This window comes from Bradyrhizobium sp. SZCCT0153 (assembly GCF_018129995.1).
Classification (GTDB): domain Bacteria; phylum Pseudomonadota; class Alphaproteobacteria; order Rhizobiales; family Xanthobacteraceae; genus Bradyrhizobium; species Bradyrhizobium japonicum_G.
The window spans coordinates 354,452-375,952 of the sequence record NZ_JAFCKS010000002.1; the positions used below are offsets into that span (position 1 = coordinate 354,452).

The window sequence follows — 21,501 nt, forward strand, 5'->3', positions numbered from 1 at the left end:
GAAAAGAACAGATCAATGCGGGGAAACCAGGATGGCTCTGACGAGGCTCAAGGCAGGTGGCGACGCCTATAGCGCCGAGACGGACGCGCACGAGCGCGCCTCGCGCGACGAGATCATGGCGCTCCAGAAGGAGCGGCTGGCCTGGTCGCTGAAGCACGCCTATGACAACGTCGCGCATTATCGCAAGGCTTTCGACAAGGCCGGCGTGCACCCGTCCGACTTTCGCGAACTGTCCGACCTCGCGAAATTCCCGTTCACGGTGAAGACGGATCTCCGCGACAACTATCCCTTCAACATGTTCGCAGTGCCGCGCGAGAAGCTGGTACGCGTACATGCCTCCTCCGGCACCACAGGCAAGCCGATCGTGGTCGGCTATACGCAGGCCGACATCGATACCTGGTCCGCGGTGATGGCGCGCTCGATCCGCGCCGCTGGCGGCCGCACCGGCATGATCATCCACAACGCCTATGGCTATGGGCTCTTCACCGGGGGGCTCGGCGTCCACTATGGCGCGGAGAAACTCGGCTGCACCGTGGTGCCGATCTCCGGCGGCATGACCGAGCGGCAGGTACAGCTCATCAACGATTTCCGGCCCGACATCATCACGGTGACCCCGAGCTACATGCTGGCGATCCTCGACGAGTTCAAGCGCCAGAAGCTCGATCCGCGCCAGTGCTCGCTCAAGGTCGGCATCTTCGGCGCCGAGCCCTGGACCAATGCGATGCGCGGCGAGATCGAGGACGCATTCGACATGGACGCGACCGACATCTACGGCCTGTCCGAGGTGATCGGCCCCGGCGTCGCGCAGGAATGCATCGAGACCAAGGACGGCCTGCACATCTGGGAGGATCATTTCTATCCCGAGGTGATCGACCCCGAGACCGGCGCGGTGCTTCCCGACGGCGAGAAAGGCGAGTTGGTTTTCACCTCGCTCACCAAGGAAGCCTTTCCGGTGATCCGCTATCGCACCCGCGACCTGACGCGGCTGCTGCCGGGCACGGCGCGGCCGGGCATGCGGCGCATGGAGAAGGTGACCGGGCGCTCGGACGACATGATCATCCTGCGTGGCGTCAATCTGTTCCCGACCCAGATCGAGGAGGTGTTGCTCGCGACCGACTGGTGCGGCGGGCATTTCATCATGGAGCTGACCCGCGAAGGCCGCATGGACGAGCTGACCATCATTGCCGAAGCGCGGCCGGAGAGCTGGGACGGCCGGGGTCTGGTCGACCACGCGGACCGGATCTCGACCCACATCAAGAACACCATCGGCATCAGCTCCCGGGTGCAGGTGGTCGCGCCGGCCACGCTGGAGCGTTCGCTCGGCAAGGCCAAGCGCCTCTACGACAAGCGGCCGAAGGATTGACTTGACCATCCGTAAGGGCGACAAGGCCCGCGAGAAATCGCGGGTCTTTTCCATGTCACCAGCCGATAGCAAAGCCGTCGAGGCGCGCTGCGTGCGCCTCAATGCCAAGGCCGAGAGCGCCGCGGCGCTTGCGCCCGCGGTCGAGCGTCAGAATTTAACACGCGGTCCAGGCGACTTCCTGATCGAGGTGAAGGCAGCCGCCGTCAATCCGTCCGACATCAAGGCCGCGACCGGGCTGATGCCCTATGCCGTATTCCCGCGCACGCCCGGCCGCGACTACGCGGGCGTGGTGATCGATGGGCCGGCCGATACGATCGGCCGCGAGGTGTTCGGCTCATCCGGCGATCTCGGCATCCGCCGCGACGGCACGCACGCAAGCCATCTCGTTGTGGAAGCCGACGCGGTGGTGGAGAAGCCGAAGGCGCTGTCCTGGGAGGAGGCGGCCGGCATCGGCGTGCCTTTCGTCACCGCCATGGAGGGCTTTCGCCGCGCCGGCGTGCCGAAGAATGGCGAGACCGTTCTGGTGTTCGGCGTCAACGGCAAGGTCGGTCAGGCTGCGGTACAGATCGCGACCTGGCAGGGCGCGCGCGTCATCGGCGTGGTGCGCAAGGCGGAAGCCTATGAAGGCCATGCCAATGGGCCCATCGAAGTGATCGACGCTTCCGTCACCGATGTCGCGACGCGCGTGCGCGAAGTGACCGGCGGCAAGGGCGCCGACATCGTCTTCAACACGGTCGGCGATCCCTATTTCCAGGCGGCGCACAAATCGCTCGCACTTCGCGGCCGCCAGATCCTGATCGCCGCGATTGACCGCATCGTGCAATTCAACATCCTCGAATTCTACCGGGGCCAGCACACCTATGTCGGCATCGACACACTCGGCCTGTCCTCGGTGGCAACGGGCTCCGTGCTGCGCGATCTCGGCCCCGGCTTTGCGAGCGGCCATCTGAAGCCGTTTCCGATCAGGGCGAATGCCGTCTATCCGCTGGAGCGCGCCAAGGAGGCGTATGTCGCGGTTGCCGGCTCGTCGCGGGATCGCGTGATCCTGAAGCCGTAACACGTCGTCATTGCGAGCGCAGCGAAGCAATCCAGAAATGTATCCGCGGAGACAGACTGGATTGCTTCGCTGCGCTCGCAATGACGGAGAATGACGAGAGATCTGAGAACAGCCGATGGAATCCACCCAACTCGTCATCCTCGCCGGCCTCGTCATCGGCCTGATCTATGGCGCCGTCGGCCTGCTCAGCGGCTTCTGCCTGATGAGCAGCATGCGTGGCTGGCTGGCCGGGGGAGACGGGCGGCTGGTGCGCACTTATGCGCTGGCGATCGCGGTTGCGATCGGCGCGAGCCAATTCCTCGCCGGCAGCGGTATGGTCGATCTCGGCAAGTCGATCTACCTGCAACAATCCTTTTCCGCTCCGGTGCTGTTCCTCGGCGGCCTGCTGTTCGGTTATGGCATGGTGCTGTCGAACGGCTGCGGTTCGCGTGCGCTGGTGCTGCTCGGCCGCGGCAATCTCCGCTCCTTCGTGGTGGTGATCGTGCTTGGTATTGCCGCTCAGATGAGCCTCAAGGGGCTGATCGCGCCAGCGCGCATTGCGCTGGTTCAGGCTACGCAAACCACTGTCGCCGCCAATTCGCTGCCGTCGTTGCTGGTGACGTTCGGTCCGGGCGACGCGGTCTCGCGCGTGCTGGCCGCGACCGTGATCGTCGTTGGGCTGATCCTGTTTGCTTTCGCGCATCCAAAGTTCCGGCGTTCGCCGGGCCAGATCGCGGCCGGCGCTATCGTCGGTGTCCTCGTCGCCGCCGGCTGGTTCGTCACCGGCTTTCTCGGCGCCGACGACTTCAATCCCGTGCCGGTGACCTCGCTCACCTTTATCGCGCCGATCGCGGATGCGCTGCAATACGCCATGCTCTCGACCGGCCTGACGCTCAATTTCGGTATCGCGACGGTCGGCGGCGTCTTCGCCGGCAGTCTCGTGACTGCGCTCGCGACGGGCAGCTTTCATCTCGAAGGCTATTCTTCGCCGCGCCACATGCTGCGCTCGGCCGGTGGGGCCGCGCTGATGGGCATCGGCGGGGTGATGGCGTTCGGCTGCTCGATCGGGCAGGGGCTCACAGGCGTATCGACGTTGGCGCTGGGCTCGTTCGTCGCGGTTGCCGGCATCCTGCTCGGCACGACGGCTGGCCTGCGCGGAAGCTTGCGCGTTCAGCCCCTCGCGGTCGCCTGACCGCGCAGCAGCCGGTCGCCCAGCGTCGCAAGGCCGATACCGGCGACGATCAGCCCGGCTGCGACAGCAAGACTGATGTCGATCGGCTCGCCCAGCAGGATCGCGGCACTGGCGATGCCGACGAGCGGTGTCCCGGTGGTGCCGAGCGACGTCGTCAGCGCCGAGATGCTCTTGTTGACCATCGACATCGCCCAATAGGCCAGCGCCGTCCCGATCAGTCCGGAGTACAGGAACAGCAGGACGAGCCGCCACGACCATTCCGCATGCGGCAGGCCGTCCGTGACGGTCGCGCTGACGGTCAGCACGATCGTTGCGACGAGTACCTGCCAAATCAGCAACTGGAGCGGGGATGCGATCCAGCGATGCGCGCGGATATAGATAATGTTCGCGGCCCAGGACATCGCGGCCAGGATGACCATGCCGGCGCCGAGCACGACGTTGCTATTGGTCCAGTCGATCGATGCCGGGTTCAGGATCACGGCAAGGCCGATCAGTCCGAGCAGGGCGCCGGCAAGTTTTGGCGCGGTCAGCGTATCCTTCCCGAGCAGGGGCGCAGCGATCGCGACCCAGAGCGGCGTGGTGTAGCCGAGCACGATGGCCTTGCTCGCGGGCAAGAAGCGCACGCCGGCCGCAACCAGGACCGAGAACACCGTCATGTGCAGCAGCGCGACGCTCAGAACCACAGGAATGTCGCGACGCTCCGGGATCACCAGATTGTTGCTCAGTCCCAGGATCACGAACAATCCGGCCAGCGCGATCCAGCTTCGGATCGCCGACGTCCACAGCGGCGGAAGGAACTGGACGAGCTGCTTCGTCACCGACCAGTTCACGCCCCAGGCCAGCACGACGATGAGGAACAGGCCGACGGCCGTGCGGGGTGAGAGGAAGTTCATCGCAAAATCCTTGAAGCAGTCCAGCCCGGCGGATAGCATCTCGATTGGCACCAGAAAAAGTGCCAGATCGGAAAGGAATAAGGTGCCAGTTTCGGAAAGCATGATTTCTGCCCTGATCGACCTGAGGCGGGCCGATGATGACGGGCTGGTGGCTCAGTTGACCAGCCAGCTCCGAGGCCTGATCGCGACCGGCCGTCTCCACAAGGGTCGTGCGCTGCCGTCGAGCCGCCGGCTGGCGAGCGATCTCGGCGTTTCCCGCAACACGGTCACCTACGCGTTCGAACAGCTCGCCGCCGAGGGATATCTCGAGGCATCGCATGGCCGTCGCCCGGTGGTGACGGTCGACGGCGGCGCGCACGGTGAAGGGGTGGGGGCGTTCGTATCCGGCGTGCGCTCCGCAAAGCCGCGGCTCTCCCCGTGGGCTTCGAAGCTCAAGCAGACGGACTGGCCGATGTCCTATCAGGCACCGCTCAAGCCGTTGCGTCCGGGGCATGGCGATTTCAGGGAGTTTCCGAGCGAAGTCTGGGCCCGCTGCCTGCGCCGCAGCGCTGTGCGCGCGGCCAAGCGTGAACTCGGGCCGGTCAACCGGACCCGCCTGCGCGAGGCGCTGGCGCATTATCTGGCGACCAGCAGGGGCGTTCACGCCACTGCGGACCAGATCATGATCCTGCCGAGCGCGCAGGCTGCGCTGACGTTGATTGCGGCGTCGCTCATCGCGCCCGGCGATGACGTCTGGGTCGAGAATCCCGGTTATCCCGGCGCCACGGCTGCCTTCCTTGCGTCCGGCGCACGCGTCACCGGCATGAGGCTGGACGAGCAGGGTATGCAGCGAATGCCCGGAATAGCCACGCCAAAGCTCATCTTCATGACACCATCTCACCAGCACCCGACCGGGCGGCTGATGTCGCTGGCCCGCCGCACCGAGTTTCTCAGGTTGAGCCGGCCCGGCAAGACCTGGATTGTGGAGGACGATTACGACGGCGAATTCCACTATGACAGCCGGCCAGTGCCGGCCTTGCAGGGCCTCGATGCCCATGGCCGCGTGTTCTATGTCGGCACGTTCTCGAAGGCGATGACATCGGACATCCGGCTTGGCTATCTCGTCGTGCCGCCGGCGCTGGTCGGGACCCTGGAAATCGCGCAACGGCACATCGGGCTGATTGCTTCCAGCCATATCCAGGAAGCGCTCGCCGAGTTCATCGCCGACGGGCATTTCCTCGCACATCTGCGCCGCGTGCGCCGGCTCTATCACGCACGCCGCGATCATCTCGTCGAGGGCCTGGAGCGCCATCTTGGTGGGGCGCTTTCGGTCGAGGTCCCCTCGGGCGGCATCCAGCTCGTCGCGCGCCTCAAGCGAGGCCGCGCTGATCAGGCGGCGGTCAAGCTGCTGGTCGAAGCGGGCGTCGAAACGCGTGCCTTGTCCAGCCTGTCGTTGGGTCGGCCGCGCGATCACGGCCTGCTGCTCGGCTTTGCGGCCTGGCGCGAGAACGAGATCAGCGCGGCACTGCGGACGATGGCGGCGTGCTTCTAGAGCATGATCCGGAAAAGTGTGAAGCGGTTTTCCGAAAAGATCATGCTCAAACAATAGGGCGCTAGTCCACGGCCTTGGTCACGATGCGGATCTCCGAGGTCAGCGTCCGGTGCACCGGGCACTTGTCGGCGATCTCCATCAACTTCTTTCGCTGTTCGGCATCGAGCGCGCCGTCCATGGTGATGTCGCGTTCGATCTGGTCGAGCATGCCGTCGCGTGTTTCGCACTCCTCGCAGTCCTTGGCGTAGATCTTGGAGTGCTTCAGCGTGACCGTGACGCGGTCGAGCGGCAGCGACTTGCGGTCGGCATAGAGGCGCATGGTCATGGAGGTGCAGGCACCGAGACCGGCGAGCAGGAAGTCATAGGGGCCGGGGCCGGCATCCTCGCCGCCGGCGGCGACGGGCTCGTCCGCCACCAGATGATGCGGCCCGACCGTGATGATCTGGTTGAATTTGCTCTTGCGCGTCTCCTGCACCACGACCTGGCGCGGCGCCTCAGGGAGATCCATCGCCTTCGCGGGTTTGGCCATCTCGATGTACCGGCTCGCCCAGGCCGCGATCACGTCGGCCGCATAGAGCGCGTCGGCGGGCTTGGTCAGGAGATGATCGGCGTGGTCGAGCGAGACGAAGCTCTTGGGGTGCTTGGCCGTAACGAAGATCTTGGTCGCATTGTCGATGCCGACGGTATCGTCGACCGGTGAATGCATCACCAACAGCGCCTTGTGCAGGCCGGTGACGTCCTTCATCAGCTCATGCTCGGCGACGTCGTCGAGAAACTCACGCCTGATCCGGAACGGGCGGCCCGCGAGCGAAACCCCGACTTCGCCTTGGGCGCGGATGCTGTCGAGATGCTCCTTAAACAGGCCGGTGACGTGCGCGGGATCGGAGGGCGCTGCGATGGTCGCAACTGCCTTGGCTTCGGGGATTTGTCCGGCTACCGCCAGGACCGCGGCGCCGCCGAGGCTGTGACCGATCAGGATCGACGGCGCCTTGCGGACGCTACGCAGATGATCGGCGGCGCGCACGAGATCGGCGACGTTGGAGGAGAACGTCGAATTGGCGAAATCCCCCTCGCTGGAGCCGAGCCCCGTGAAGTCGAAGCGCAGCACCGCGATGCCTCGGGCTGCGAGCGCGACCGAGATGCGCTTGGCCGCCAGCGTGTCCTTGCCGCAGGTGAAGCAGTGCGCGAACAGCGCAAAGGCCGCTGGCTCACCGTCCGGCAGTTCGAGTGCGGCCGAAAGCTGATGGCCGCCTTCACCCGTGAACTGAAAGCGTTCCGTCGACATGGGCTTTCCCCCCGTTTCCAAACTCTAATCGTCGGAGTAGCGCTGTTCGGCCCAGGGATCGCCGCGGTTATGATAGCCGCGGACTTCCCAGAAGCCAGGCGCATCCTCGGTCAGGAACTCGATGGCCTGGAGCCATTTGGCGCTCTTCCAGAAATACAGATGCGGCACGACCAGCCGCACCGGGCCGCCATGCTCTTCGGTCAGCGGCTTGCCGGACCAGCTATGGGCGAGCAGCGCGTCCTCGGCGGCAAAGTCTTCCAGCGCGAGGTTGGTGGTGTAGCCGTCATGGGAATGCAGCACGACGAAGCGTGCATCGTCGCGCGGCTGGCAGGCCGCCAGCAGTTCGCGCGTCGCAAGCCCTTCCCATTGGTTGTCGTAGCGCGACCAGGTGGTGACGCAGTGGATGTCGGAGGTGAACTGCACCTGCTTCTGGGCGGCAAACTCGGCAAAGGTCCAGAACACCGGGTTCTCGATCGCACCGTAGACGTCGAGCCGCCAGCGCTCGCGCGAAATCGGTGGCATGACCCCCAAATCGAGGACCGGCCAGTCCTTGGTGAGATGCTGGCCGGGCGGCAGCCGCTGGTCCTCGGGACGCGTGGTCCTACCGGTGAGGAAGCGGCCTTCGCGCGCCCATTTCTCCTTGGTGCGCGTCAGCTTGCTGTCGGGCGGCTCGTTGTCGTCGGCCATGACCTACTCGTGGCGGTGCATCGCGGAGGCGTGCTTGGTGTCGCGCATGGTGGAATAGATGATCAGCGACAGGCAGATGATGCCGGCAAGATAGTAGTAGAACCACGCCTCATGCCCGATGCTCTTGAAATACAGCGCGATCGCGGGAGCGGTGCCGCCAAAGATCGAAACCGTGATCGCATAAGGCAGGCCGACGCCGAGAGCGCGGACGTTGGTCGGAAACAGCTCGGCCTTCACGACGGCGTTGATCGAGGTGTAGCCGGCGACGAACAGCCATGCGGCGCAGATCAGGATGAAGGCCATGAAGGGCGACTTCGACTCCTTCAGCGTCATCAGCAGCGGCACGGTCGCGAGCGTGCCGGCGACACCGAAGAAGATCAAGAGCGGCTTGCGCCCGATCTTGTCGGAGATCGCGCCATAGATCGGCTGGAGGATGGTCGCGAAGATCAGCGTGCCGAAGATCACGAAAGTGGTCTGGTCCTCGGTGAGCCCGACCGAGAGCTTCACGAAGGTCTGCATGTAGGTGGTGAAGGTGTAGAACGCCGCGGTGCCGCCGGCGGTGAGGCCGACCACGAGCAAAAGCTCCCGCGGATATTTCAGCAAATTGGCGAGCGAGCCGGTCGGCTTCACGACCTTCCTGGCTTCCTCGAACGCCTCGGTCTCGTGCAGGCCGCGCCGCATCACCGCCGCGAAGATCGCGAGCGCCGCGCCGATCGCGAACGGGATGCGCCAGCCCCAGGCCTTCAGTTCTTCGGGCGTGAGGAAGACCTTTTGCAGGAGCAGCAGCACGATGATCGCGGTGAGCTGGCCGCCGATCAGGGTGACGTATTGGAAGCTCGAATAGAAGCCGCGGTGCTTGGGATCGGCGACCTCGCTGAGATAGGTCGCGCTGGCGCCATATTCGCCGCCGAGGCTCAGGCCTTCGATCACGCGGGCAAGCGCCAGGATCACCGGCGCGGCAAAGCCGATCGACGCATAGGTCGGCGTCAGCGCAATGATCAGCGAGCCGAAGCACATGAAGACGACCGACAGCGTCAGCGAGATGCGCCGGCCGAAATGGTCGGCGATATAGCCGAACAGCCAGCCGCCCAACGGGCGCATCAGGAAGGTCGCCGCGAACACCACGGCGACGTTCAATTGTTGCACGACGGGGTCGTTGCCCGGGAAGAAGGCCGGGGCGAAATAGAGTGCAAACGCCGTGTAGGCGTAGAAATCGTACCATTCGACGAGATTGCCGATCGATCCGATGAAGATCGCCTTGATACGGCGCTTGGCGTCGGCGATGTCAATGTGGTCGGAGGCCAGTTGGGTAGCTTGCTCAGTCACGTCCGGCCTCTCCGCATCGCTGTTTGGAGAGGCCTACATCGCCTTTCCGAGCAGAAATGGCAACTGGCGGGGGCCTCTCACCGTGCCCTGCGACCAGGTCACGGTGCCTGCCGGATCGAGGGCGAAGTCCGGAATCCGCTTCAGCCATTCCTCCAGCGCAACCTGCATTTCCATCCGCGCCAGGTTGGAACCGACGCAGCGATGGATGCCGAGGCCGAAGGCGGCGTGTCGGTTCTCGCGGCGGTCGATCACGACTTTGTCAGCGTCCGGAAACACGCTGGGATCGCGGTTGGCAGCCGGGAAGGACAGCAGCACCATGTTGCCCGCCTTGACCGGGCAGCCGGAGATCGTGGTCTCCTTGACCACCTCACGCGCCATCGTCACCGGCGAGTAGGCCCGCAGCAGCTCCTCCACGGCGGTCGGGATCAGGCCCGGCTCGGCGATGAGGCGCTCGCGGTCGGCCGGCGTCTTGGCGAGATGCCAGAGCGACGAGCCGATCGCGCTCCAGGTGGTATCGATGCCGGCGATCAGGAGCAGGCGCAGCGAGCCCAGCACGTGGGACTCTTCCAGCGGCTGGCCTTCCTTGTCCCTGGCATTCATCAGATATGAGATGAGGTCGTTGGTCGGCCTCGATCTGCGTTCCTCGATGTGTGTCCTGAAATAGGCGCTCATCTCCTGCACGGCCTGGAGCAGCTTGGTCTCGTCCTTGATGCCGAGCTCGAGGATCATGTGAATCCAGTTGACGAAAAGGTCGCTGTCGCTCTCGGGAATGCCGAGCATGTGGGCGATCGCGCGCACCGGAATGTGCTTGGTGTAGCGCGCTGCCGCGTCTACCCGGCCTTCGGCGATGAAATCGTCGATCAGCTCGTTGCAGATGGCGCGTACGCGCGGCTCGAGCCTCTTCATTGCGTCCGGCGTGAACGGCGGCAGCAGCAATTGCTTGGCCGGCTTGTGCACGGGCGGATCGGAGGTGATCGGCGGTGCGGCGTTCCTGGCGACCTCGGGCCGGACGTCGCGGACGATGATGCGGCGTGAGGAGAAATGCTCGGTGTCGTTGGCGATCTCGCGCACCGCCTCGTAGGTCGTCGGCATGTAGCATCCGAGAAAACGCTCGGTGTGCACGATCGGGCTCGCGGCGCGCAAATCGTCCCAGATCGGGAAGGGATCCTCCGTCCATTGCGGATCGGTGTGGTCGAAATCATGGATCCAGTCGGTCACGGGCGGATGGGCGGCGGGCTGGCTGACGTCGGACATGGCAGGAAATCCCTTGGGGCTCGTTCGGGAAAGGCACGTGGGGCGCGGGCAGGGGCTGCGCTACTCTTCGATCACGTCGATTGCGATTTCCGGACAGTTTGATTTGGCAAGCCAGGCCTTGTCTTCGAGGCCGGGCGGGACCGTGCCGTCGCCGGCTTCATGGGCGTTGCCGTATTCGTCGAGCTCGAACAGCTCCGGCGCGAGCGCCTTGCAGCGTGCGTGGCCCTGGCATTTGTCGGGATCGACGCGAACCCTCAGTCGCTCTGTCATGGCGGCTTCCTCGGTCGTATGCACGCTGGCCCGGAAGGCGGCGCGTTCCTCTTGTCAATCTTTTGTCCACGGCATTTGCCGCTTGTCTTAAGTTATATGCTATTACATTCGTCGCAGGCTTCCCCTGTCAAGTGCAAACTTATAGGCTCGGCGCAACATGCGTTCACAACTTGCCCGCAAGCCAGGGAATCCCTACCACCATGGCGATCTGCGCGACGCCCTGATCAAGGCCGCGCTGCGCGAAGCGGAACAGGGTGGGGCCGAGGCGATCAGCATCAAGGCGCTGGCAAAGCAGCTCGGCGTCTCGCAGCCGGCGCCATACCGGCATTTTGCCGATCGCGAGGCGCTCCTCACGGCGATAACGGCAGAGGCGTTCCGGCAGTTCAGCGCGATCCTGCGCGAGGCGATGGCGAAGCCGTCCAGGCAATCGAAACTGTCGCGATTGGCGCAGGCGACGCTCGATTTCGGGCTGCGTCGCAACGGTATCTACCGCTTGATGTTCGCGTCCCGCACCGTGTCATGCGCCGCCAAGGGCAGCGAGCTGCACGAGGCGACGCGCGAGACCTTTGCGCTGGTGATCGAAGCTTTGGAAGCGCCGGCCGTCGGTTTCTTGCGCGAACGGCAGGCGCTGAAGATCTGGGCGGCACTGCACGGTGTGGTGATGCTGGCCGAGCAGGGCCTGTTCACCGGCGAGGCCGCGCATGCCACGCGCGAGGAACTGGTCGAGGATTTCGTCAGCGAAACGAAGGCAGCGCTCGCGGTCGCGATCCGGGGCGCGCGTCAGAAGCCAAAGGTCCGCGCCTAGGCCTTCGCCGCAAGCAGCTTCATTAGCTTCTGCACTGCGCTGTCCGGCGTGGTCACGACGGGGCGGCCGGTGGTCTCAGCAACCAGCGGAGCCGTTGCCGCGACGCTGAACTGCGCCAGCGCGACGACGTCGCAACCGCGCAAGTCCTTTGACGCTTCTGCAATCAGCCGGTCGTGCGTGGCGCGGTCGCCGCGGTCGAGGGCGGCCAGTGCGCCTTCGGCAAGTTTCGGCACGACCTCGACGGAGGCGGGAAACTCGGGCGGCATCGAGGCCAGGGTCGGTGGGAAGGTGGAGAGCAGGCCGATCCTTTTGCCCATCGTCACCGCCTGCTCGATCATGGCTTCGTTCGGCTTGAGCACCGGCATCGGCGCATGCGCCTGCGCGACCGCCTCGATGCAGGGGCCGAAGGCCGAGCAGGTGAACAGGATTCCGTCCGCGCCCGTTGCTGCCGCATAATCGCCGAGCGCGAGGAAGCGATCGGTCATGGCATCGCTGAGCGCGCCGTCACGCGCCAGATCCGCCGACAGGCTGTCGTCGAGCAGGTTCATCAGCCGCGCCTCTGGCCACGCCTGCGCGAATGCCGCCTCGATCGGCGCGATGGAATGCTTGAGGGCGTGGATCAGGGCGATGCGCATGGGGTTTCTCTTTGTCCTCTCCCCGCAAGCGGCCGCAAGCGGGGAGAGGTGAACTTCCTACTTGAACGGCACCGCGTACATCAAGCCGCCCTTGGTCCAGAGGCCGTTGAGGCCGCGGTCGAGCTTGAGCGGGCTGGCCTTGCCGACATTGCGCTCATAGATCTCGCCATAATTGCCGGTAGCCTTGATCGCCGTGACCAGCCATTTGTTGTCGAGCCCGAGCCGCGAGCCGAGATCGCCGGAGGCACCGAGCAGCCGCTGGATCGCGGGTGTCTGCGACTTCGCCATCTCGTCGACATTGGCCTGCGTCACGCCGAGCTCTTCGGCCTCGATCAGGCCGTAATGCAGCCAGGTGATGATGTTGCTCCAGACCTCGTCGCCGTTGCGGGTGAAGGGGCCGAGCGGCTCCTTGCTGATGGTCTGAGGCAGCACGACGTAGTCGGCCGGATTTGGCGCTGCGGTCGTCACCGCGCCCGCGAGGGCGGAGGCGTCCTGGGTCATGGCATCGCAGCGGCCGCCGAAGAAGGTCTGGTACATGGTGTCGACGCGGTCGAACACCAGCGGCTTCCAGTCGATGCCGTTGGCGCGGCCGTAATCGCCGAGCGTAACCTCGTGCGTGGTGCCCTGCGCGACGCAGACGGTGGCGCCCTTGAGGTCCTTGATCTCCTTTACGCCGAGGTCCTTCTTCACGACAAAACCCTGGCCGTCGTAGAAATTGATCGGCCCCTGCTGCAGGCCCAATGTCACGCCGCGCAGATAGGTCTGCGTCGAGTTGCGGTAGAGCACGTCGATCTCGCCCGATTGCAGCGCGGTGAAGCGGTTCTGCGCGGTCAGCGAGACGTAGCGCACCTTGCTGGCATCGCCCAGCACGCCGGCCGCGAGCGCGCGGCAATAGTCGACGTCGAGTCCCTTGTAGTTGCCCTGCGAATCCGGCGCGGAGAACCCGGCAAAGCCGGCGCTGACGCCGCATATCAGCGTGCCGCGGCTCTTCACCGTGTCGAGCGTCGCTGCCTCCGAGACCACCGCAGATGCCGCGAGCAGGCCCGCCGCAAGAACCACTTTCCTCATCATGATACTCTCCCCTCAGTGATTGACACTACGCAACACGTTGTCGACGGCCGTGCCGAGCTTGTCGACGATCTGGTCGATCTCATCAGTCGAAACGATATAGGGCGGCGCCAGCAGCACGTGGTCGCCGCGGACGCCATCCACCGTGCCGCCGCCGGGATAGCAGCCGAGCCCGTTGGCGAAGGCCTCTGCCTTGATCTTCTGGTTCAGCTTGAGCGCCGGATCGAATGAGGTGCGGCTGGCGCGATCGGCGACGAGCTCGATCGCCCAGAACAGCCCGCGTCCCCTGATATCGCCGACATGGCGGTGATTGCCGAAGCGGTCGATCAGGCGCTGTTCGAGCTGCTTGCCGCGCTCCTTGACGCGCTCGAGAAGACCGTCCTCGCGGATGACATCCTGCACCGCGAGCGCGGCTGCGCAGGCGAGGGGATGCGCCAGGTAAGTGTGGCCATGCTGGAACGCGCCGGAGCCGGCGCGGATGGTGTCGATGATCCTTCCGCTTGCGAGCATCGCACCGATCGGCTGGTAGCCTCCGCCGAGACCCTTGGCGATCGCCTGGATGTCGGGCGCGATGCCTTCCTGCTCCCATGCGTGCGTGGTGCAGGTGCGGCCCATGCCGCACATGACCTCGTCGAGGATGAGCAGCGCACCGTGCCGGTCGCAGATCTCTCGTACCGCCTTGAAGTAGCCGTCCGGCGCGGTTACCGCACCGGCGGTGGCGCCGACGACGGGCTCGGCGAGAAACGCTGCAACGGTGTCAGGGCCGAGCCGCTGGAATTCGGCCTCGAGCTCGGCGGCGAGCCGCGCCACGAATTGCGCATCGGACTCGCCATCGTGCTTCTCGTGATAGGCAAAGGCCGGCGTCACATGGCTGAAAGCGCCGGAGAGCAGCGGCGCATAGGGCGCGCGACGCCAGGCGTTGCCGCCTGCCGCGAGCGCGCCGAGCGTGTTGCCGTGATAGCTCTGGCGCCGCGCGATGAAATGCTGCCGCTGCGGCTCGCCGCGCTCGATGAAAAATTGCCGAGCGAGCTTGATGCTGGCTTCGATCGCCTCGGAGCCGCCGCTGACGAAATAAGCGTAGGCGAGACCGCCGGGCTCATGGCCGACAAGCGTCTCGGCCAGGGCTTCGGCCGGCTCGGAGGAAAAGAAGGCGGTGTGCGCATAGGCCAAGGTCGAGGCCTGCTTCGCCATCGCCGCGATCACGCGCGAATGCTGGTGGCCGAGGCAGGAGACCGCAGCCCCGCCGGAGGCGTCGATCACGCGCCGTCCGTCCTCGGCAAAAAGATAGACGCCTTCGCCGCCGATCGCCTTGGGCGGCGTCTCACGCAACGAGCGGTGCAGCACGCGGCTGGTGCGAGAGGCCATGGATTAATCCTTCTCCGAGACGTAGGTGGAGGCCGCGGCGAGCCGCGCCTCGGTATTTTCCAGGCGCTTCTTCGCGGCCGTGCCGCCGAGCGAGAACGTCACCGCGGCGAGCGACTGCGCGATCGCGATGGCGCCGGTCAGACTCGGGAAGAAGCCGGGCGAGGCGGCGGCCTCGAACAGCAGCACGTGGTCGGCACCCTCTGCCATCGGTGCTGTCACGCTGTCGGCGATCGCGATCAGCTTCGCGCCGGCGCGATAGGCGGCCTGTGCGACGCGAACGCTCGCATGCGTATAGGGCATGAAGCCGATGACGATGACGATCTCGCCGGGACGGATCGCGCCGAGATCGAGATCGTCGGGGCCCGATGCACCGACGATCTGCACCTGTTCGGGACGGAACAGCCGCAGCTCGTAGTTCAGCAATTCCGCGACGCTACGGCAACTTCGGTAGCCCGCAATCCAGATCCGCTTTGCGTCGTGCAGCGTGCGGGCCGCTTCCGCGATCGGAGGCACCGGGATGCGCGGAAGGCCCGCGGCCTCGGCCTCGAGCTTGTCGGTGACGAGCGTGACGTCGGCATTGGGGCCGTGGCGGCGACCCTTGGCGCGGATGGAGAAGGGCGCTATCTGTGCCGGCCGCCGCGCCTCCGTCAGCGCCGCGCGCAATTCGTCCCAGCCGGAATAGCCGATCGCCTTCGCAAGCCGCGTGAAGGCCGCAGGGTCGGCGCCAGCAACCGCTGCGAGATCGCGCATCGAACGGGTGGTGGCGTCGTAATCATTGGCGGCGACGAAGCGTCCGACCTCCTGCAGCCGCATCGGGAGCGATGGCAATGCAATGCGCAGTTCGCTCAGCGGCGAGGATTTAGCGGGCTCGGCCATGAAACATTTGTTGCACGATTTGAAGAATGGTGCAACAGTTGACGTGCGCCGCCGGAAATCGTTGTCTTGAGAAGGATTTTTGTGCTGTGACTTCGGACGCTCCAAGACCGCCGCCGCGCCGCCGCTTCTTAGGCGCCTTCGGGCGCCGCGAGCTGCAAGGCCTGTTCTGGCAGGTCCTGGTGGTCGGGATCGTAGTCGGGGTCATCGTCTTCCTCTGGTCCAACACCGTCACCAACCTGTCGGCCCGCCGCATCACCACCGGTTTTGCCTTTCTGGGCCGCGAGGCCGGCATGCCGATCGCGGACAGCCTGCTCACCTACAATCCGAGAAACACGTATCTGTGGGCCTTCGTCGTCGGCATCGCCAACACGCTGCGCGTCGCGGTGATCGGCATCGTGCTTGCAACCATTCTGGGGACGCTGATCGGCATTTCGCGGCTGTCGGCCAACTGGCTGTTGTCGCGGCTGGCAGCCGTCTATGTCGAGACGCTCCGCGACATCCCGCTGCTGCTCCAGCTGCTGTTCTGGTACGTGCTGATGCAGACGCTGCCCGCCGCGCGCGCGGCGTTCCGGCCCGTTGAGGGCGTGTTCCTGTCCAATCGCGGCCTGATCCTGCCGGCGATCCCGATCGGGGCGCCGCAGCTCTGGGTGCTCGGCACGGCAGTGCTCGGGCTTGTGGCGTACTTTCTGATCCAGCGATGGCTGGTCGCTCAGCAGCTGCGCGATGGCAAGCCGCGGCCAGCCTGGCCCTTTGCGGTCGGCCTCGTCCTCGCGCTGCCGACGGCAGTATCCGTGGCGCTCGGCGTGCCCTGGGCGATCGAATGGCCGGAGTTGCGCGGCTTCAACTTCGTCGGCGGGTTGACGCTCGCGCCGGAATATTTCGCGCTGCTGATCGCGCTCGTCACCTACACCTCGGCCTTCATCGCCGAGATCGTGCGCAGCGGCATCCAGTCGGTGCCGCGCGGCCAGTGGGATGCCGCCAATGCGCTCGGACTGCGTCGCAGCTTCATGCTGCGGCAGATCATCCTGCCGCAGGCGTTGCGCGTCATCGTGCCGCCGATGACGAGCCAGTATCTCAACCTGACCAAGAACTCTTCGCTGGCAGTGGCGATCGGCTACCAGGACGTGGTCTCGATCGCCAACACCACGCTGAACCAGACCGGGCAGGCGATCGAGGCGATCGCCCTGATCATGGCGGTGTTCTTGACCATCAGCCTCGGCATCAGCTTCTTCATGAACTGGTACAATTCGCGCATCGCGCTGGTGGAGCGCTGACCATGACGGCGATCACCGACATGCCGGAGGTGCCGCGCGCGGCCCGCCGCCCGCAAATCGGAAACCCGGTGCTGCGCTGGCTGCGCGCCAATCTGTTCTCGTCGATCCCGAACGGCATCCTCTCGGTCGTGCTGCTGGCGGTGCTTGCCAAGGGTATCTTCAGCTTCGTGCAATGGGGCATCGCCAATGCGGTCTGGTTGACGCCGGCAAACGATTCCAGCGCTTGCCGGGCGGTGCGCGGCGTCGGCGCCTGCTGGGCGATCATCCCCGAAAAATATCGCTTCATCCTGTTCGGCACCTATCCGTTCGACGAGCAGTGGCGGCCGGCGCTGTCGGTGCTGGTTTTCATCGCGCTGTTCTATCTCTCCACGCGCCGCGCCCTGTGGCGGCGCGAGCTGGCCTATCTCTGGATCGGGGCGCTGGCGCTGATCAGCATGCTCATGTGGGGCGGTGTGTTCGGTCTGTCCTTCGTTTCTCAGGACCGCTGGGGCGGCTTGCCGGTGACGCTGATCCTGGCGACCTTTGGACTGGCCTTCGGCTTCCCGCTCGGGATTCTCGTCGCGCTCGGCCGGCGCTCAAGGCTGCCTGCGATCCGCTCGCTCAGCGCTCTATGTCGAATTGATCCGCGGCGTACCGCTGGTGAGCCTGCTCTTCATGGCGAGCGTGATGTTTCCGCTGTTCATGCCGAACGGATTCAACATCGACAAGCTCTTGCGCGCGCAGATCGCGATCATCCTGTTCGCAGGCGCCTATCTGGCCGAGGTCATTCGCGGCGGCCTCCAGGCGGTGCCGCGCGGGCAGTATGAGGCGGGCGATGCGCTCGGGCTATCCTACTGGCGCAAGCATCGCCTGATCGTGCTGCCGCAGGCGATCCGCCACGTCATTCCGCCGCTGGTCAACACCTTCATCGCCTTCTTCAAGGACACCAGCCTCGTGCTGATCATCGGCATCTTCGATCTGCTGACGACGGCGAAGACGGCGATCATCGATCCGGCGTGGCAGCAGTTCTCGGTCGAGGTCTACATCTTCGTCGCCGCGATCTATTTTGTCTTTTGCTTTGCGATGTCGCGGTACAGCCGCAGCCTGGAGGCGACCAGCGGGAGGTGATCCTCCGCCTCTCCCCGCAAGAGCGGGGCGAGGGAGCGCACCGAGTGCGTGGCGTGCCGATTGTCTTACTTCTTCACCTTCGGGTCGATCGGCGTCGTTTCGCGCAGGCCCAGAATATCCTCCAGCACCTTCGCGCCCGCGATCACCTGCGCATCCGCGCGGGGCGCCCCGACCACCTGCACGCCGACGGGCAGGCCCGAAGCCGTGAAGCCGCAGGGCAGCGACAGCGATGGGCAGCAGGCCAGCGTGATCGCATAGACGATGCCGAGCCATTCGACGTAATTGTCGAACTTCTTGCCGGCGCATTCGGCGACATAGCGGTGCTCGATCGGGAAGGGCGGCACGATCGTGGTCGGCACCAGCAACAGATCGTAGGTCTTGAAGAACTCGATCGCGCGTGCGGTCATGCCGACGCGCTGCGCCTCGGCGCGCTCGAGTTGCTCGACGGTGAGCTTGAGACCCTCCTCGATGTTCCAGATCACTTCGGGCTTGAGCAGGTCGCGCTTGGTGCGCAGCAACTGCGCCTTGCTGATGGCGAAGTCGAAGGCGCGCAGCACGTGGAAGCACTCATGCGCCTCGCGCCAGTCCGGATGCGCCTCCTCGACGATCGCGCCGGCTTCCGCGAAGCGTTCAGCCGCCTTGCGCGTGATCGCCTTGACCTCGGGATCGACCGGCGTGATGCCGAGATCGGGCGAATAGGCGATGCGCTTCGGCTTGTTGCCCGAGCGCGCCGCCGACAGGAACGAGGTCGCCGGCGCCGGCAGCGACAGCGGATCGGCCGCGTAGTCGCCGCTCATGGCATCCAGCAGCAGCGCGAGATCCTCGACGTTGCGCGCCATCGGGCCGAGGACGCCGAGATTGCGGTCGATCGCCGCTTTCGGCGTATGTGCAACCCGGCCGATGCTTGGCCGCATGCCGGCGATGCCGCAGAAAGCTGCCGGGCTGCGCAGGCTGCCGCCCATGTCCGAGCCCTGCGCGAGCCAGGCCATGCCGGTTGCGAGCGCCACGGCGGCGCCGCCCGAGGAGCCCGCGGCGGACTTGGATGTATCCCAGGGATTGAGGGTCGCGCCGAACACCTCGTTGAAGGTGTTGGCGCCGGCTCCGAACTCCGGCGTGTTGGACTTGGCGTAGACCACCGCGCCGTTACCTTCGAGGTTCTCCACCATGAGGTCGGACTGTTTGGGCACATTGTCCTTGAAGATCGGCGAGCCCTGCGTGGTCAGAACGCCCGCAACGTCGGTCAGGTCCTTGATGGGCACCGGCAGGCCTGCGAGCAGCCCGCGTGCGCCGGCCGGCTTCTGCATCAGCGCCTTGGCGCTGTTCCGCGCGCGATCGAAGCACAGCGTCGGCAGCGCATTGACCTTGCCGTCGACGTCGCTGATGCGTTTCTCCAGCACATCCAGCAGCTCGAGCGGCGAGACGTCGCCGGACCGCAGCTTGTCGACGACGGCGCATGCGGTTTCACGGATCAACTCTTGAGACAATTATTCTACTCCTACTCTTGCAAAAGGTCGGAAATACTAACCCCATCCCGCGCTGATCCCGCCGTCCACCGTGTAGATCACGCCCGACGTGTAGCCCGCGCGGTCCGACGCCAGGAACGCCATGAGATCGCCGATCTCGCGCGCATGCGCAGGCCTGCCGAGCGGCAGGCTCTTCTGGAATTCCTTGTAGCGGCTCTCGTCGCCGAACTGGTGCTTCGCACGCGTCTTGAGCAGCGTGACGTGACGGTCGGTCCCGACCGGGCCGGGGTTGATGCCGACCACGCGGATGTTGTCGGCGAGGCTCTTGCCGCCGAGCGCGCGGGTGAAGGCCATCAGTGCGGCATTGCCGGCGCTGCCGCAAATGTAGTTCGCGTCGAATTTCTCGCCGGCCGCGCCGATGTCGTTGACGATCACGCCGCCCCCCTTCGCCTTCATCTGCGCGTAGATCTGCCGCGTCAGGTTGATGTAGCCGAACACTTTCAATTCCCAGGCGTGCCGCCATGTCGCCTCGTCGATCTTGTCGATCGAGCCGCCCGGGATGTCGCCGGCGTTGTTGACGAGAACGTCGATGTCGGCGGCTTCCCTGGCGAGCCGCGCCAAATCCTCGGCCTTGCGCAGGTCCACGATGCTGGTCGCGGCATCGATCTTCTGCGCGGAGCGCAAGCGGTCCGCCAGCGCCTTGAGCTGCTCGCCGTTGCGGGCGGCGAGCAGCAGATGCGCGCCTTCCTCGGCAAATGCCTCGGCGGCGGCTGCGCCGATGCCCTTGGACGCGCCCGTGATCAGGACGCGCTTGCCACGCAGATGCAGATCCATGGGATGTACTCACTCGGTGGGAACGGAATGAAATCAGTAGGCGGTCGGCCGCGCCACGGTCAACATTGCAGTGCAGCGTTGCACTGTCGCCGCGTTTGGTCCATTGCAGTGCGGTCAAAAGGACGGCGGTTGCCGGACCAAAAAGGGACGTTCTCGATGAGCAAGAAACAATACCGGATCGCGGTCATACCCGGCGACGGCATCGGCAAGGAAGTGATGCCCGAGGGACTGCGTGTTTTGGAGGCTGCCGCCAAGAAACATGGCGTATCCCTGCATTTCGACCATTTCGACTTCTCGTCCTGGGACTATTACGAGAAGCACGGGCAGATGATGCCGGATGACTGGAAGGAGAAGATCGGCAAGCATGATGCGATCTACTTCGGTGCGGTCGGCTGGCCGGCCAAGATTCCGGATCACGTCTCGCTGTGGGGGTCGCTGATCAAGTTCCGCCGCGAGTTCGATCAGTATGTGAATTTGCGCCCGGTGCGTCTGATGCCCGGCGTGCCGTCGCCGCTGGCGGGCCGCAAACCCGGCGACATCGATTTCTGGGTCGTGCGCGAGAACACCGAAGGCGAGTATTCCTCGGTCGGCGGCCGCATGTTCCCGGACACCGACCGCGAGTTCGTGACGCAGCAGACGGTGATGACCCGCGTCGGCGTCGATCGCATCCTCAAGTTCGCGTTCGAGCTCGCCCAGTCGCGGCCGAAGAAGCACCTGACCTCGGCGACCAAGTCGAATGGCATCTCCATCACAATGCCCTATTGGGACGAACGCGTGGAGGCGATGGCGAAGAAGTTTCCGGGCGTGAAGTGGGACAAGTACCACATCGATATCCTCACCGCGAACTTCGTGCTGCATCCAGACTGGTTCGACGTCGTGGTCGGCTCGAACCTGTTCGGCGACATCCTCTCCGACCTCGGCCCCGCCTGCACCGGCACGATCGGCATCGCGCCTTCGGGCAACATCAATCCCGAAGGCGATTTCCCCTCGGTGTTCGAGCCGGTGCACGGCTCGGCGCCCGATATCGCGGGGCAGGGCATCGCCAACCCGATCGGCGCGATCTGGTCGGGCGCGATGATGCTCGAGCATCTCGGTGAGAAGGAAGCCGGCCGGTCGATCGTCGATGCGATCGAGCGCACGCTGGCCGAACGCACGCTGCGTACCAAGGATCTCGGCGGCAACGCCGACACCACCGCCTGCGGCAAGGCGGTCGCGGACATGGTGGATTAGTTCGCTG

The 21,501-nt window shown here is 65.3% G+C and carries 19 protein-coding genes and 1 pseudogene; 8 read left to right on the forward strand and 12 right to left on the reverse strand.

Annotated elements, in window-relative coordinates; genetic code table 11:
* Positions 1–31 precede the first annotated feature (31 nt).
* The 3 genes from paaK (at position 32) to JQ572_RS09540 (ending at position 3,591) form a co-directional block, all read left to right on the forward strand.
* A complete protein-coding gene (paaK, locus tag JQ572_RS09530) occupies positions 32–1,363 on the forward strand; it encodes a phenylacetate--CoA ligase PaaK (protein ID WP_211382749.1) in 1,332 nt (443 codons plus the stop codon).
* A gap of 52 nt (positions 1,364–1,415) precedes the next feature.
* A complete protein-coding gene (locus tag JQ572_RS09535) occupies positions 1,416–2,420 on the forward strand; it encodes a quinone oxidoreductase family protein (RefSeq protein WP_211382750.1) in 1,005 nt (334 codons plus the stop codon).
* A 115-nt stretch (positions 2,421–2,535) separates the two neighbouring features.
* On the forward strand, positions 2,536–3,591 hold the full coding sequence (locus tag JQ572_RS09540) for a YeeE/YedE family protein (RefSeq protein ID WP_211382751.1): 1,056 nt from the start codon (positions 2,536–2,538) through the stop codon (positions 3,589–3,591).
* Here the strand turns inward: JQ572_RS09540 and JQ572_RS09545 are convergent.
* Entirely contained in the window at positions 3,570–4,484 is a 915-nt protein-coding gene (locus tag JQ572_RS09545) for a DMT family transporter (protein ID WP_211382752.1), read from the reverse strand. The genes JQ572_RS09540 and JQ572_RS09545 overlap by 22 nt on opposite strands.
* A gap of 100 nt (positions 4,485–4,584) precedes the next feature.
* Between JQ572_RS09545 and pdxR the strand changes: the two genes are divergently transcribed.
* Positions 4,585–6,015, forward strand: a complete 1,431-nt coding sequence (pdxR, locus tag JQ572_RS09550; RefSeq protein WP_211382753.1) for a MocR-like pyridoxine biosynthesis transcription factor PdxR — start codon at positions 4,585–4,587, stop codon at positions 6,013–6,015.
* Positions 6,016–6,076: 61 nt separating this feature from the next.
* On the opposite strand, the gene JQ572_RS09555 is transcribed toward pdxR, so the two are convergent.
* From JQ572_RS09555 to JQ572_RS09575, 5 genes are read right to left on the reverse strand one after another with little or no spacing between them, the layout of a single operon-like run.
* Positions 6,077–7,300 carry a bifunctional alpha/beta hydrolase/OsmC family protein gene (locus JQ572_RS09555; protein ID WP_211382754.1) on the reverse strand — a complete coding sequence of 408 codons (1,224 nt, stop codon included), beginning with the start codon at positions 7,298–7,300 and terminating at the stop codon, positions 6,077–6,079.
* Between the two features lie 24 nt (positions 7,301–7,324).
* The gene (locus JQ572_RS09560) at positions 7,325–7,987 is read right to left on the reverse strand and encodes a sulfite oxidase-like oxidoreductase (protein WP_211382755.1); all 663 of its coding nucleotides are present in this window, start codon (positions 7,985–7,987) and stop codon (positions 7,325–7,327) included.
* Between the two features lie 3 nt (positions 7,988–7,990).
* Complete coding sequence (locus JQ572_RS09565; RefSeq protein WP_211382756.1) at positions 7,991–9,313, reverse strand: MFS transporter; 1,323 nt, start codon at positions 9,311–9,313, stop codon at positions 7,991–7,993.
* A 33-nt stretch (positions 9,314–9,346) separates the two neighbouring features.
* Positions 9,347–10,567, reverse strand: coding sequence for a cytochrome P450 (locus JQ572_RS09570; protein WP_211382757.1), 1,221 nt, complete (start codon positions 10,565–10,567; stop codon positions 9,347–9,349).
* A 60-nt stretch (positions 10,568–10,627) separates the two neighbouring features.
* Positions 10,628–10,837, reverse strand: a complete 210-nt coding sequence (locus tag JQ572_RS09575; RefSeq protein WP_045008980.1) for a ferredoxin — start codon at positions 10,835–10,837, stop codon at positions 10,628–10,630.
* A 157-nt stretch (positions 10,838–10,994) separates the two neighbouring features.
* Here JQ572_RS09575 and JQ572_RS09580 point away from each other — a divergent pair, with 157 nt between their 5' ends.
* The gene (locus JQ572_RS09580) at positions 10,995–11,642 is read left to right on the forward strand and encodes a TetR/AcrR family transcriptional regulator (RefSeq protein ID WP_211382758.1); all 648 of its coding nucleotides are present in this window, start codon (positions 10,995–10,997) and stop codon (positions 11,640–11,642) included.
* Here the strand turns inward: JQ572_RS09580 and JQ572_RS09585 are convergent.
* From JQ572_RS09585 to JQ572_RS09600, 4 genes are read right to left on the reverse strand one after another with little or no spacing between them, the layout of a single operon-like run.
* Positions 11,639–12,277: an aspartate/glutamate racemase family protein gene (locus JQ572_RS09585; RefSeq protein WP_211382759.1), complete on the reverse strand. Its 639-nt coding sequence runs from the start codon at positions 12,275–12,277 to the stop codon at positions 11,639–11,641. The two genes, JQ572_RS09580 and JQ572_RS09585, sit on opposite strands and share 4 nt — an antisense overlap.
* Before the next feature lie 57 nt (positions 12,278–12,334).
* Positions 12,335–13,348 (reverse strand): amino acid ABC transporter substrate-binding protein, encoded by a 1,014-nt coding sequence (locus tag JQ572_RS09590; protein ID WP_211382760.1) that lies wholly within the window; start codon positions 13,346–13,348, stop codon positions 12,335–12,337.
* A 12-nt stretch (positions 13,349–13,360) separates the two neighbouring features.
* Entirely contained in the window at positions 13,361–14,710 is a 1,350-nt protein-coding gene (locus JQ572_RS09595) for an aspartate aminotransferase family protein (RefSeq protein ID WP_211382761.1), read from the reverse strand.
* 3 nt (positions 14,711–14,713) lie between these two features.
* Positions 14,714–15,586 carry a MurR/RpiR family transcriptional regulator gene (locus JQ572_RS09600; RefSeq protein WP_211382762.1) on the reverse strand — a complete coding sequence of 291 codons (873 nt, stop codon included), beginning with the start codon at positions 15,584–15,586 and terminating at the stop codon, positions 14,714–14,716.
* Positions 15,587–15,672: 86 nt separating this feature from the next.
* Here JQ572_RS09600 and JQ572_RS09605 point away from each other — a divergent pair, with 86 nt between their 5' ends.
* Positions 15,673–16,860 (forward strand): amino acid ABC transporter permease, encoded by a 1,188-nt coding sequence (locus JQ572_RS09605; protein WP_211382763.1) that lies wholly within the window; start codon positions 15,673–15,675, stop codon positions 16,858–16,860.
* A 2-nt stretch (positions 16,861–16,862) separates the two neighbouring features.
* Positions 16,863–17,967 (forward strand): annotated as a pseudogene (locus tag JQ572_RS09610) (amino acid ABC transporter permease).
* Positions 17,968–18,032: 65 nt separating this feature from the next.
* Here JQ572_RS09610 and JQ572_RS09615 read toward each other — a convergent pair.
* Positions 18,033–19,451: an amidase gene (locus JQ572_RS09615; RefSeq protein WP_211382764.1), complete on the reverse strand. Its 1,419-nt coding sequence runs from the start codon at positions 19,449–19,451 to the stop codon at positions 18,033–18,035.
* Positions 19,452–19,487: 36 nt separating this feature from the next.
* Positions 19,488–20,264, reverse strand: a complete 777-nt coding sequence (locus JQ572_RS09620; RefSeq protein ID WP_211382765.1) for an SDR family oxidoreductase — start codon at positions 20,262–20,264, stop codon at positions 19,488–19,490.
* A 156-nt stretch (positions 20,265–20,420) separates the two neighbouring features.
* On the opposite strand from JQ572_RS09620, the gene JQ572_RS09625 reads away from it, so the two are divergent.
* Positions 20,421–21,494, forward strand: a complete 1,074-nt coding sequence (locus JQ572_RS09625) for a tartrate dehydrogenase (protein ID WP_211382766.1) — start codon at positions 20,421–20,423, stop codon at positions 21,492–21,494.
* The last annotated feature ends 7 nt before the right edge of the window (positions 21,495–21,501 follow it).